Genomic DNA, 14,048 nt, shown 5'->3' with positions numbered 1-14,048 from the left:
GTCGTCGCCTTTCTTTTGAAAAACCCTATCCAAAACGGATAGGGTTTTTTGTTTTTTACATGTTTCCTAAATGTGGCTTAGATTACAAAACTAAACTGTTAAATTATAGTCAATTGTTTGTTCTTCATCATTCATACTTTAGAAGTTTTAAATAGGATTGAGTATTTTTGTGTTTAAATTATTTATTAAACATGAAGAAAAGTATTTTACTGTTGACACTTTTTGTTATTACAAATTTAAGTGCGCAACAACGTCCCAAATTAGTCGTAGGTATTGTAGTTGATCAAATGAAAATGGAATATTTATATCGATTTTCAGATGATTTTTCCCCAAATGGTTTTAAGAGATTAATGAATGATGGATTTGTTTTCCAGAATATGCATTATAATTATATGCCAACTTACACTGCGCCAGGACACGCTTCTATATATACTGGCGCAACACCTGCTACACACGGAATTGTTGGTAACGAATGGTTCAGCAGAGCTCTTGGTAAAGACATGTATTGTACAGACGATGCTGGTGTAAAAACTGTTGGAGACGGAACTGCGGAAGAAGGTGCAATGTCTCCTAAAAATCTTCAAGCTACTACAATTACAGACGAAGTTCGTATGGCTACCAACTTTAATGGAAAAGTTATCGGAATGAGTCTTAAAGACCGTGGTGCAATTTTACCAGCTGGACATTTTGCAAATTGGGCATTTTGGTACAGTAAAACCGGGTCGTTTATTTCTAGTACTTTTTACGGAGAAAAATTACCGGAATGGGTATCAGAATTCAATAACGAAAAAAACTACCTAAAATACATTAATAAAGGTTGGGATTTATACAAACCAGCTTCCGTATACAATGAAAGTCTTCCTGATAATAATCCTTATGAAGGTAAATTATATGGAAGTGCAGCTCCAGTTTTTCCATATGATTTAAAATCAATGTATGAGAAAAATGATGCTGGAGTCATTCGTGTAACTCCTTATGGAAACGATTTACTTGCTGATTTTGCTAAAAGAGCAATCGAAAAAGAAAATCTTGGAAAAGATAATAATACTGACTTCTTGACGGTTAGTTTTTCTTCTACAGATTATGTTGGACATTTACTTGGTCCAAGATCTATGGAGCTTCAGGATACTTATTTGAGATTAGATCAAACTATTGCCGATTTCTTAGCGTATTTAGATAAAACAGTTGGAAAAGGAAACTATTTACTTTTCTTAACCGCAGACCATGCAGGTGCTGAGAATGTAATTTATTTAAAAGACCGCAAGTATAATGTAGATAATTATCCGTCAAAAGATGTAAAGAAAAGTATGCAGGATTTCTCAACACAAACTTTCGGAGTTGATTTAATTTTAAACTATTCAAATTTCAATGTTTTCTTCAATAAACAAATTATAAAAGATAAAGGTTTAGAATTAGCAAAAGTTAAACAAGCTTTTAAAGAGTTTTTAATTTTTCAGCCACAAGTTAAAAAGGTGTATACTGAAGAAGAAATTTTAGCCAATGCCGGAAACGATTATTCTCTGAATTTTGTAGCAAAAGGCTATGATGTAACTCAAAATGGAGATCTTGTTATTGTTGACAAGCCCGGAGATATTGAATATGCTACTACAGGAACTTCACACGGTACAATATATAGTTATGACACTCATGTTCCAGCTATTTTTTACGGATGGCATATTAAAAAAGGAGAATCTTACGATAAAAAGGCTATTACAGAAATAGCACCAACAATTGCACAAAAAATTAAAGTTACTTTCCCTAATGGAACTGAAGCAAAAGTATTGCAAGAAGTTTTAGATGAAAAGAAATAAACTATAAATGAGAAAAACCTGTCTTTCAAGACAGGTTTTTTTTATGCCATAAAAAAAGGCTTTTCATTACGAAAAGCCTTTTTACTTTATTGCTTAGTAAGCACTTATATAATATTGGCACTATGCGTTTGCCAATACTAATTCTTCATTAAAAGGAAGGTTCCATGCTTCAGCAACTCCTTTGTAAAGGATTTTTCCGTTAGCAATATTTAAACCTTTTTTCAATTCTTCGTTTTCTGCACAAGCTTTTTCCCATCCTTTGTTTGCTAATTGTACTGCATAAGGCAAAGTAGCATTAGTCAAAGCTAAAGTAGATGTATAAGGAACAGCTCCTGGCATATTTGCTACACAATAGTGTACGATATCATCAATAATAAAAGTTGGGTTTTCGTGAGTTGTAGGAGTACAAGTTTCGATACATCCACCTTGGTCAACAGCAACGTCAACTACAACAGTTCCCGGACGCATTAATTTAAGCATATCACGTGTAATTAAGTGAGGTGCTTTTGCCCCTGGAATTAAAACTGCTCCAACAATTAAGTCAGCATCTTTAATTGCTCTTGTAATATTATAATGATTAGACATTTCTGTATTAACGTTTGCTGGCATAATGTCATCTAATTGACGTAAACGTGGCAAACTTAAATCCATAATAGTAACCTGTGCTCCTAAACCAGCAGCCATTTTTGCTGCTTGAGTTCCAACAATTCCTCCACCTAAAACTAATACTTTTGCTGGTGGAACACCTGGGACACCACCTAAAAGAATTCCTCTTCCTTTTAATGGTTTTTCAAGGTATTTTGCTCCTTGTTGAATAGCCATACGACCTGCAACTTCAGACATTGGAACTAATAATGGTAAGCTGCGGTCTGTTTTTTCAACAGTTTCATAAGCTAAACAAACTGCACCTTTTTCAAGCATTGCATGAGTTAATGGCTCAGATGAAGCAAAGTGGAAATAAGTAAATAATAATTGATCTTTTTTGATTAATTCATATTCAGATGCAATTGGTTCTTTAACTTTGATGATCATTTCTGCAATTGCATAAACTTCTTCAATAGTTGGTAAAACTACAGCACCAGCTTGCGCATATTCTTCATCCGCAAAACCACTACCTAAACCAGCAGTAGCTTGTACATAAACTGTATGTCCATGTTTTTTCATTTCAGAAACACCAGCAGGAGTTAAAGCAACTCTGTTCTCGTTGTTTTTTATTTCTTTTGGAACACCTATTATCATTTGATATATTTTTTGTTTTTTATTGAATTTGTTTTACAAAGCTACAGAGAGAGAATAAATTATGGTTTACCGATTAATAAATAAGAAAATATTATTTTATTTTTTACTTTTACAGAAAATTATTCTGTTTTGACCCGTAATTTATTCTTCAAAAAGAAAAAAAAACTAAAAAATACTACTCTAATAAAACGTTTTCGTTATGGCTTTAGATGAAATTGACAAAAAAATCTTACGTCTTTTACAGGAAGATGCGCACTATACTTTAAAAGACATCGCAAACAAAATAAATTTGTCTTTAACTCCGGTTCACGATCGGGTGAAACGTCTTGAAAAAGATGGGATTATAGAAAAATACGTTACGATTTTAGACAAGAAAAAACTCGGAAATAATTTAACAGTTTACTGCCAGGTTACGCTTACCAAACAGACTTATGATACCTCTGAAGGATTTAATCAGTCCATTTTAAATTTACCTGAAGTTGTAGAGTGCAATTATGTTTCAGGAAATTTCGATTATATGCTTAAAATTATAATTCCAGATATGGAAAGCTATCATCATTTTCATCAAAAGAAATTATCTGTTTTACCTGAAGTTTCACTTATAAATACCGTCTTTGTAATATCTGAAGTAAAAAGCACAACTGTTTTACCTATTTAGTTTTGTAGTAAAATATTTATATATTTGTGTTTTGAAATTAAATATAGATGGGATACAAAATAAAACCATTGGATACTCGGGATAGAAAAAACATCTATTTATTATTTTTGTTTTTTTCATGCCCAGGAATTATAATCTTTCTAGTTTATTGTTATATAGCAATCTCTTGGAGTTCTAGCGAAATTTTTATAAATTCTTTACCACTGATTTTAGCTTGCATAATAATTCCGCACATTTTTTCAATCAAATATTTAATAGTATTAAAAAATAACGAAAAATATGTTGTAAAAGGAATTCTAACATATGTGTGTTCCATACACAATGGAACTTGTTGGTATACAGTTGACGAAAAAGATAAATTTACTACTACAAGTATTGGAGATATATTTTGTGATAGATTGCAAGGAGGCAATGTGGTTGAATTACATATTCTTCCTTATATGTATTCTAAGAAAAAAATATTTTATGCTAAAAGAATAAGTGAGTCTTATGAAATGACTTTAAGTGTTATAGACATTAAAATAGACAAAACAGAGAATTTTATAAGTATTGCTTTTTCTAATTTTGGGACACATACTTTTCTTAAATCTTCTTTTTTAAATAGTATAAAAATTGGAGATCTTCTTTTAGTGAAAGTAACAATAGAAATAACTTCTGGAAAGCCGTTGTTTGCTTTTGAAAAAATAACCTCAGATAAGAATTTAAAATTGGATTATAGATTTTAGATTTTCAATCATAAAAAACAAAAACCACCAAGTAAACTTGATGGTTTAAGTAAGTAGTTAGATTGAATTAATAATAAGTATAACGTCTTACCTTGGCAATATATTTTGCAAGACGAATAACTTGATGACTATAACCGTATTCATTATCGTACCAAATATAAAGTACAATGTTTTTTCCATCCTTTGAAACAATAGTTGCATTACTGTCATAAATTGAAGGAGCCGAAGTTCCCACAATATCAGATGAAACCAATTCATTATTAAGTGAATATTTAATTTGCTCTACGAGTTCTCCTTCAAGAGCATATTTTTTCATGATTTTATTGATAGCAGTAATAGACGTTGCTTTTTTAACTTCTAAATTTAAAACCACTAAAGAACCATTAGGAACCGGAACCCGAATAGCATTTGAAGTTAATTTTCCCTCTAAAGACGGTAAAGCTTTTGAAACAGCATTTCCGGCACCAGTTTCTGTAATTACCATGTTTAAAGCTGCAGCTCTTCCGCGACGATATTTTCTATGCATATTATCAACCAAATTCTGATCGTTGGTATAAGAATGAATAGTTTCTAAATGTCCTTTTACAACACCCAAAGTATCTTCAATAACTTTTAAAACCGGCGTGATAGCATTTGTTGTGCAGGATGCAGCAGAGAAAATATTATTTTCATCTGGATTATAATCATTATGATTTACTCCGTGCACAATATTTGGAACACCTTTTCCCGGAGCAGTCAATAAAACTTTATGAACCCCATTTGATGTTAAATGTCTTTTTAAAGCTTCTTCAGTTGTAAATGCTCCCGTATTATCAATTACTAAAGCATCATTAATTTCATATTCCGTATAATCAATTTCTTCCGGAGAATTTGCTGAAATAATATGAACCGTAGTTCCATTGATTATTAATGCATTGTTTTTGGCATCTGCAATTACAGAACCCTGAAAATCTCCGTGAATGGAATCATGACGCAATAAAGAAGCACGTTTCTCTAAAGTTACAGCGTCATTTTTATCTCGGGTCACAATCGCTCTTAAACGCAATTGATTTCCTTTTCCGGTTTTAGACATTAATTCTCTGGCCAATAAACGTCCGATTCTTCCAAAACCATAAAGAACAACATCTTTAGGCTGAATTTCTTGTGAAGTTTTTGATTTTTTCAATTTTTCGATCACAAAATATCTTGCGTCCGGATATTTCTCATCTTCTAAATGATACTCATAAGTTAATTTTCCAAGATCTATTTTCGCAGGCGGAAGATCTAAAGACAAAACAACTTTTGCGATTTCGACCGAATCGAAAATGGTGATAGGTTTACCCACAAATTCACCCGCATATTGATGAAGATTGATAATATCGCTGACATTTTTATCCAATAACTGATTTTTAAATAAAACCATTTCGATGGATTTGTCATACCATAAATCACTTATCACTTTAATTAATTCGACACCAGCTCTTCTTCGGTCGACTTGTAATGATACCTCTTTTTGGTACAAAGAATTTTTGCTCATAATTGATTAAATTGAAATAATAAAACACTCACTTATTTTATAATTTGGCGCAAAAGTATCCATTTCAATCGATTTCGTAAACTATTTTAGCATTTATTTTTCAAAACAAAAAAGCCACCTTATTTATTTCTAAGATGGCTTTTTTTTGACTTTTCAGTCGCAGTCACAGTTTACAGTTTTTTGAGACTGTAAACTGTGACTGAATACTGCGACTAATTTTTAAATAATAATTCTAAATATCTCTCCGTTTTTATTGATCATTTCGATACGTACACTTTGTCCTTCGTCTTTTTTATTTAAAAGTTTAGAAACAGTTTCAACATTTGTTGCTTTTACGTTATCGATACTCAAAATAATATTTCCCTGTAATTCATTTTGATACTGCATTAAATTCTCATTTGTGATGTTTTTAATTTTTACACCATAATCAATTTTGAATTTCTTTTTATCAGCAGCATCAATATTTTCTAATTCAATTCCTTTAAATTCAGTACTGAAAAACTCATTTTTACTTAAAGTAACTGGAACCGTTTTAGTTTTTCCGTCTTTAATATAAGTTACTTTTACAACGTCATTCGGGCGTTTTGTATTGATGTAACCTGAAAGATCAGCAAAAGTCGAAATGTTTTGCTCGTCCAGTTTTACAATAATATCACCTTTTGTAAGACCTGCTTTTTCGGCACCAGAATTTTTAGAAACTTTATTAATGTAGAAACCTTGTGTTTCAGTAATTCCTAATTCTTTTGAAGCCGTACTGTTCAATTCACCGCCTTCAACACCCAGAATTCCTCTTTGAACATTTCCATATTCCATAATATCCTCAATAATTTTTCGAGCGATATTTGACGGAACTGCAAAAGAATATCCAACATACGATCCTGTCATAGACGAAATCATCGTATTAATTCCAATTAATTCACCTCTTGTATTTACTAATGCACCACCAGAATTCCCCGGATTTACAGCAGCATCAGTTTGAATGAAAGATTGAATTCCGCTTTGGTCTAAATTTCTGGCTTTCGCCGAAACAATTCCAGCAGTAACTGTTGAAGTTAAATTGTACGGATTACCAACTGCCAAAACCCATTCTCCAATTTTTACCGAATCAGAGTTTGCAAAAGCAGTGTAAGGTAATTTTTCATCGGCACTTATTTTTAATAAGGCAATATCCATTTTAGAATCTGTACCAACTAATTTTGCTTTGTACGATTTTTTATTGTTCAAAGTAATTTCAATTTCAGATGCATCTTTAATAACGTGATTGTTTGTCACGATATATCCATCTTCAGAAATAATAACACCAGATCCGGTTCCTACTTGTTCTTGTTGCTGCTGTCCGCCATAACCGTAGAAAAATTCCATCATAGGATTACTTACCGTTCTTCTCGAAACATTTTTTACGTGAACAACCGTGTGAATTGTTTTGTCTGCAGCTTCAGTAAAATCAACTGCTTCACCAGGTAATCCAACGGTTCTTCCGTATGAATTAGGAGCCAGGGTAACAACAGAGTTTCCTTTTCCAAAAAAAGAATCACTGCCATCAAATAATAACTTGTAAGCACCAAGCGTAGTAGCACCGCTTAGTAGTGAAACTAGAAATAAGGTTGAAAATCTTTTCATATTACATTTATGTTTTTGAGTTATTTAGGGATTTGTTTTTAACATTTATAACGTAAAATTATGCCAAAAAATTATTTGAAAAAATGGTTTAACTCTCTTTAACATTGATTAACATTTCATTAATTAATCTTCATAGATTCTTCGTACTTTTGTATTTCTTAATGAATAAAAAATGCAATTAGAATTTTATAAATATCAAGGTACAGGCAACGATTTTGTAATGATCGACAACAGATCTAATTTCTTCCCAAAAGAAGATGTAAAGTTGATTGAACGCTTGTGCGACAGACGTTTCGGAATTGGAGCTGACGGCCTAATTTTGTTAGAAAATGACTCTGAAACTGACTTTAGAATGGTTTACTATAATTCAGACGGAAACCAAAGTTCAATGTGTGGCAATGGAGGCCGCTGTCTGGTAGCTTTTGCAAATCAATTGGGAGTTATCGACGATAAAACTACTTTTATTGCTACAGATGGTTTACACCATGCGTCAGTAGGAAATGATGCAATTGTTTCGCTTCAGATGATCGATGTTGATAAAGTGCAAAAAAATGACTCTTATACTTTTTTAGATACCGGATCTCCACATCATGTACAAATTGTTGACGATTTAGAACATTATAATGTAAAAGAAAACGGAGCAGCCATTCGTTACGGAGATTTATACGGAGAAAAAGGAAGCAATGTTAATTTCGTAAAAAAAGTTGATAATGATACTTTCTCTCTTCGTACTTATGAAAGAGGAGTGGAAGACGAAACTTTAGCCTGCGGAACCGGAGCAACAGCCGTAGCAATTGCCATGAATGCAATTGGACAAACAGACAAAACTTCAATCAACTTAAATGTTGAAGGAGGAAAATTAGTTGTTTCTTTCGATAAATTAGGAGATCATTTTACCAATGTTTTCCTAACCGGACCAGCAAAATTTGTTTTCAAAGGAACTATAGAAATATAAAATTCCAATATTCTAAAATTCCAAATTCCAAAATTGACAATCAATAATCTGAAATCAACAATCTAAAATCTAAAATTGCAAAATGATCACACTCAAAGGCGAAACCATTTATCTGCGTGCACTAGAACCTGAAGATTTAGGCTTTGTGCATTCGATGGAAAATGACCAAAGCATTTGGGAAGTCAGCAATACCAATACGCCATATAGCCGATTTTTAATTCGTCAATATCTTGAAAATGCACAACAAGATATTTATGAAGCGAAACAATTACGCTTAGCAATTTGTCAGGACGAAGATTTTCCGGCGATTGGATTGATCGATTTATTTGAATTTGATCCAAGAAATAACAGGGCAGGAGTTGGTATTGTCATTCAAAAAAATAAAAACAGAAGACAAAATATTGGTTCTGAGGCATTAGAACTTCTAATTAAATATTCTTTTTTTAATTTAAATCTGCATCAGCTTTATGCAAATATTAGTACAAATAATGAAGCAAGTATAGCTCTTTTTACTAAATTTGGTTTTGAGAAAATAGGAATTAAAAAAGACTGGATTTTGCTAAATAACCACTATCAAGACGAAGCAATCTTTCAGTTAATCAATAAAAACATTTAAACTAATAGCTTTGAAATTAAAAAAAATAATCACACTAGCTGCCGTAGCCGTAATTTCTGTTTTACTGATTTACGGTTTTATTTTAATCAGCCAAATTTTTAGTGCCAATACAAAATTTGAAGAAAAAGAAGTTTACGTTCACGTTCCAACCGGAGCAAATTATACCGATGTAAAAAAAATATTAGAACCATATATCAAAAACTTTGACAATTTTGAACTGGTTGCCAGCAAAAGAAGTTATCCTGAAAATGTAAAATCAGGACGTTTTCTTTTGAAAAAAGACATGAATAACATTGACTTAGTTCGCGCAATGCGTTCAAATGTTCCAGTTAAATTAGCTTTTAACAATCAGGAACGTCTGGAGAATTTTGCAGGAAGAGTTGGTTCTGAAATCGAAGCCGACAGTTTATCTTTATTGAAAGCTTTTAGAGATCCTAAATTTTTATCAGACAACGGATTTAATGAAGAAAATGTTTTCGCTATGTTTATTCCAAATACATACGAAGTATATTGGAATACATCTGCAGAAAAATTCCGTGATAAAATGATCAAGGAATATCATAATTTTTGGACAGATAAAAGAATTGAAGAAGCAAAAAAACAAGGTCTAACTCCGGTTCAGGTTTCTATTTTGGCTTCTATTGTTCACAAAGAATCAGTTAAAAAAGACGAAAGACCTCGTATTGCAGGTGTTTACTTAAATCGTTTACGTTTAGAAATGCCACTACAGGCAGATCCAACCGTAATTTATGCTTTAAAATTAAGAGATAATAATTTTGATCAGGTTATAAAAAGAGTTTTTTATAATGATTTGGTTATGAAATCTCCATACAATACTTACGTAAATATCGGTCTTCCTCCGGGACCAATTGCTATGGCCGATATTACAGCACTTGAAGCAGTTTTAAATCCAGAGAAAAATGATTACATCTATTTTTGTGCAAGCGTTGATCGTTTTGGCTACCATGAATTTGCTTCAAATTATGCAGAGCACACAAAAAATGCAAAAAAATATTCAGACTGGATTGCTAGTCAAGGCGTAACAAGATAGTTTTGAATTTAAAAGAATACCTTTTATTATCGGTTTTATTTATTTTAAGCTTTCAATCTTTTTCTCAAAATAAGATTGAAAGCTTTTTAACTCCATCTGATACCTTAAATAAAAAAAGACAAAATACAGTAATAGTAACTGAGACTGCTTTGGCTTCGGCTACTTTATTGGGTTTAAATCAAATTTGGTATGCTGATTATCCAAGATCAAAGTTTCATTTTATAAATGATAACAATGAATGGCTTCAAATGGATAAAGTCGGGCATATGTATTCTGCTTATCATTTAGGAAGATTTGGTGCTGAAATGCTAAACTGGAGCGGCGCGGATCAAAAAAAACAATTGATTTATGGGGCAGGTTTAGGCTTTGCCTTTTTAACTGCAGTTGAAGTTTTAGACGGGTATTCATCACAATGGGGTGCTTCTCCGGGCGATATTATTACGAATGCGACTGGAACAGGTTTGTATGTTTCTCAGGAATTATTGTGGAAAGAACAGCGTATCATTCCAAAATTTTCATTTCATACAACGCAATATGCGAGTATGCGCCCTAATCTTTTAGGGAAATCATTAAATGAGGAGATTTTAAAAGATTATAACGGACAAACTTATTGGCTTTCTGTCAATCTTCATTCTTTTGCAAAAGAGAGCAAAATTCCAAAGTGGCTGAATGTTGCTTTTGGATATGGAGCGGAAGGAATGGTTTCCGGAAATGTTCAGAATGATATTCCAATTTCGGTCGAAAATCCAGAAAGATACCGTCAGTTTTTTCTTTCTTTTGATGTAAATTTAGCTAAAATTGACACAAAATCGCATTTTTTGAAAACTATTTTTTCTGTTTTTAACACAATAAAAATTCCCGCTCCAACTCTCGAATACTCCGCCAATAAAGGCTTTAAAGCACATGCACTCTATTTTTAATTTCTGTTAAACTACTGAATATCAGATTTTTTTGTTTTTCATTACCTTTGCACCGTAGAAATTTCAAAAAGGTGACAGCGTTTTGAAGAAAAACAATTTATGATAAAGAAGTGGTATTTTTATGCGAGTTTAATCGTTATTATTACATTTTTAAGTTTGGGTTTTAAACCCTTTAGTGTCGAAACCAAACCGTGGTTTCTAACAGAAAAAACAGATGGATCAGAATACATTTTTCCATCTTTAGAAAAGGATGATTATCCTAAAGTAAATCTAAACGTCCCATACACTGGAAATCATCTTATCGGTTTTAAAGAAGCAGTAGCTTTCAAAGAATCACAGGGAAAATACCGAATGGTAAATTCACTGGGTTACATGGGAAAATATCAATTTGGTTCAAAAGCATTACGCGCCATTGGAGTCAGAAATGAAAAAGACTTCTTAACAGATCCGGCATTACAGGAAAAAGCTTTTGTTGCGTTATTATCCAAAAACAAATGGATTTTACGTAATGAAATCGAAAAGTACGAAGGAAAAGTTATTAATGGTGTTGAAATTACAGAATCTGGTATTTTAGCAGCTGCACATCTAGGAGGTGCAGGATCAGTAAAAAACTTTTTTAAACATGGAGGAAACAGGCATTTTAGAGATGCTTTCGGAACTTCTTTAAAAAGTTATATGCGAGATTTTGCCGGCTATGATCTTTCTTTTATTGAAGCAGACAGTAATGCGACAATAAACGATTAAAAACTAAAAAAAAATCCCGAATGATAATTCGGGATTTTTTTTGAATATTTTAGTCAATTAAGATTTCTAAAATTTTAATAGCCGCTTCACTTATTTTAGTTCCCGGCCCAAACACAGCTGCAGCGCCTGCATCAAATAAAAATTGATAGTCCTGTGCAGGAATTACGCCGCCAACTATTACCATAATATCTTCGCGATCATGTTTTTTAAGTTCTTCAATAACTTGCGGAACCAATGTTTTATGCCCTGCAGCAAGTGATGAAACGCCTAAAATATGAACATCATTTTCTACAGCCTGTTTTGCTGCTTCAGCCGGAGTTTGAAATAATGGGCCTATATCAACATCAAAACCTACATCGGCATAACCGGTTGCTACAACTTTTGCACCGCGATCATGACCATCTTGTCCCATTTTGGCAATCATAATTCTTGGGCGTCTTCCTTCTTGTTTTGCAAAAGCATCTGCTAATTGTTTTGCTTTTTCAAAATTCTCGTCATTTTTTATTGCTGCACTATACACACCGCTAAATGATTTAATTTGCGCTTTAAACCTTCCGAAAACAGTTTCAAGAGCATCACTTATTTCGCCTAGTGTTGCTCTGTTTCTGGCAGCTTCAACAGCGATTTCTAATAAGTTTCCTTCTCCGGTTTTAGCGCAATGAATTAATTTTTCCAGTGATTGATTTACTTTTTCAGTATCTCTTTTTGCTTTAATATTTTCAAGTTGCTCTATTTGTTGTTTACGAACCATTTGGTTATCAACATCCAAAATATGCAGCGGATCTTCTTTCTCTAATCTAAATTTATTTACGCCAACAATAATATCCTGCCCGCTGTCAATTCTTGCTTGCTTTCTAGCTGCCGCTTCTTCAATTCGAAGTTTCGGAATTCCGGCTTCAATTGCTTTTGTCATGCCGCCCAGTTCTTCGACCTCTTCAATTAATTTCCAGGTATTTTCTAAAATCTCATTGGTCAAAGATTCTACATAATAACTACCGCCCCAAGGGTCAACTGTTTTGGTAATTTTCGTTTCTTCCTGTAAATAAATCTGTGTATTTCGTGCAATTCTTGCCGAAAAGTCAGTTGGCAAAGCAATTGCTTCATCGAGTGCGTTGGTGTGTAAAGACTGTGTTCCCCCAAAAGCTGCTGCAGTAGCTTCAATACAAGTTCGGGCTACATTATTAAACGGATCTTGCTCTGTTAAACTCCATCCGCTGGTTTGGCAATGCGTTCTTAAGGCTAATGATTTATCACTTTTCGGATTAAACTGCTGCAATAGTTTTGCCCAAATCATTCGGCCGGCTCTCATTTTTGCAATTTCCATAAAATGATTCATTCCAATTGCCCAAAAGAAAGAAAGGCGTGGAGCAAATTCATCAATTGTCATTCCAGTCGATAATCCAGTTCGAATATATTCTAAACCATCTGCTAAAGTATAAGCCAATTCAATATCAGCCGTTGCTCCGGCTTCCTGCATATGATATCCGGAAATTGAGATAGAATTGAACTTCGGCATTTTTTTGCTCGTAAATTCAAATATATCGGCAATAATTTTCATTGAAGGCGTTGGCGGATAAATATAAGTATTACGCACCATGAATTCCTTCAATATATCATTTTGAATAGTTCCCGAAAGTTTATTCAATTCAACACCTTGTTCTTCGGCAGCCACAATATAAAATGCCATAATGGGTAAAACAGCTCCGTTCATAGTCATTGAAACCGACATTTCATCTAACGGAATCTGATCGAATAATACTTTCATATCTTCAACAGAATCGATAGCAACTCCGGCTTTTCCAACATCACCAACCACTCTTTCATGATCTGAGTCGTAACCGCGATGTGTTGGTAAATCAAAAGCTATTGAAAGTCCTTTTTGACCCGCGGCAAGATTTCTTCTGTAAAAAGCATTACTTTCTTCTGCAGTCGAAAATCCGGCATACTGACGAATCGTCCACGGACGACGAACATACATTGTAGCGTAAGGTCCGCGTAAATTGGGTGTAAAGCCAGCTCCGAAATCCAGAAACTCTAAGTCTTCTATATCTTTTTCAGAATAGCTTTTCTTAAGTTCAATACCTTCGGCTGTGGTGAAGTTTTGACTTATGAGTTTTGAGTTATGAGTTTGTTCACTTAACTCATGACTTTTAACTTCTAACTTTATATGTTTAAGGTCTTTTCTCAATTGTA

At 33.1% G+C, this 14,048-nt stretch carries 12 protein-coding genes; 8 read left to right on the top strand and 4 right to left on the bottom strand.

Annotated features, from left to right (window positions below; genetic code table 11):
- Positions 1-191: 191 nt before the first annotated feature.
- Positions 192-1,811, top strand: a complete 1,620-nt coding sequence (gene pafA / locus ACODSB_RS21945; protein ID WP_488938579.1) for an alkaline phosphatase PafA — start codon at positions 192-194, stop codon at positions 1,809-1,811.
- A gap of 120 nt (positions 1,812-1,931) precedes the next feature.
- On the opposite strand, the gene ald is transcribed toward pafA, so the two are convergent.
- Complete coding sequence (gene ald / locus ACODSB_RS21940; RefSeq protein WP_256635846.1) at positions 1,932-3,050, bottom strand: alanine dehydrogenase; 1,119 nt, start codon at positions 3,048-3,050, stop codon at positions 1,932-1,934.
- 199 nt (positions 3,051-3,249) lie between these two features.
- Between ald and ACODSB_RS21935 the strand changes: the two genes are divergently transcribed.
- Positions 3,250-3,708 carry an Lrp/AsnC family transcriptional regulator gene (locus tag ACODSB_RS21935; protein WP_053474073.1) on the top strand — a complete coding sequence of 153 codons (459 nt, stop codon included), beginning with the start codon at positions 3,250-3,252 and terminating at the stop codon, positions 3,706-3,708.
- Positions 3,709-3,755: 47 nt separating this feature from the next.
- The gene (locus tag ACODSB_RS21930) at positions 3,756-4,433 is read left to right on the top strand and encodes a hypothetical protein (RefSeq protein ID WP_488938578.1); all 678 of its coding nucleotides are present in this window, start codon (positions 3,756-3,758) and stop codon (positions 4,431-4,433) included.
- Between the two features lie 67 nt (positions 4,434-4,500).
- Here ACODSB_RS21930 and ACODSB_RS21925 read toward each other — a convergent pair whose 3' ends face one another.
- Both ACODSB_RS21925 and ACODSB_RS21920 read right to left on the bottom strand, forming a co-directional pair.
- A complete protein-coding gene (locus ACODSB_RS21925) occupies positions 4,501-5,949 on the bottom strand; it encodes a glyceraldehyde-3-phosphate dehydrogenase (protein ID WP_488938577.1) in 1,449 nt (482 codons plus the stop codon).
- A gap of 219 nt (positions 5,950-6,168) precedes the next feature.
- A complete protein-coding gene (locus tag ACODSB_RS21920) occupies positions 6,169-7,569 on the bottom strand; it encodes a trypsin-like peptidase domain-containing protein (RefSeq protein ID WP_053474071.1) in 1,401 nt (466 codons plus the stop codon).
- A 172-nt stretch (positions 7,570-7,741) separates the two neighbouring features.
- Between ACODSB_RS21920 and dapF the strand changes: the two genes are divergently transcribed.
- From dapF to ACODSB_RS21895, 5 genes are all read left to right on the top strand, one after another.
- Positions 7,742-8,524 carry a diaminopimelate epimerase gene (dapF, locus tag ACODSB_RS21915; protein WP_488938576.1) on the top strand — a complete coding sequence of 261 codons (783 nt, stop codon included), beginning with the start codon at positions 7,742-7,744 and terminating at the stop codon, positions 8,522-8,524.
- 82 nt (positions 8,525-8,606) lie between these two features.
- Positions 8,607-9,140 carry a GNAT family N-acetyltransferase gene (locus ACODSB_RS21910; RefSeq protein WP_073484255.1) on the top strand — a complete coding sequence of 178 codons (534 nt, stop codon included), beginning with the start codon at positions 8,607-8,609 and terminating at the stop codon, positions 9,138-9,140.
- A 10-nt stretch (positions 9,141-9,150) separates the two neighbouring features.
- Positions 9,151-10,191 carry an endolytic transglycosylase MltG gene (mltG, locus tag ACODSB_RS21905; protein WP_180859713.1) on the top strand — a complete coding sequence of 347 codons (1,041 nt, stop codon included), beginning with the start codon at positions 9,151-9,153 and terminating at the stop codon, positions 10,189-10,191.
- Between the two features lie 2 nt (positions 10,192-10,193).
- Complete coding sequence (locus ACODSB_RS21900) at positions 10,194-11,111, top strand: DUF2279 domain-containing protein (protein WP_488938575.1); 918 nt, start codon at positions 10,194-10,196, stop codon at positions 11,109-11,111.
- A gap of 99 nt (positions 11,112-11,210) precedes the next feature.
- Positions 11,211-11,855: a hypothetical protein gene (locus ACODSB_RS21895; RefSeq protein WP_053474066.1), complete on the top strand. Its 645-nt coding sequence runs from the start codon at positions 11,211-11,213 to the stop codon at positions 11,853-11,855.
- Between the two features lie 49 nt (positions 11,856-11,904).
- On the opposite strand, the gene scpA is transcribed toward ACODSB_RS21895, so the two are convergent.
- On the bottom strand, positions 11,905-14,043 hold the full coding sequence (gene scpA, locus ACODSB_RS21890; protein WP_488938574.1) for a methylmalonyl-CoA mutase: 2,139 nt from the start codon (positions 14,041-14,043) through the stop codon (positions 11,905-11,907).
- Between the last annotated feature and the right edge of the window lie 5 nt (positions 14,044-14,048).

This window comes from Flavobacterium sp. FG68 (assembly GCF_057808895.1).
Note: the sequence above shows the minus strand (reverse complement) of the source record. Positions and strands in the feature narration are given on the sequence as shown.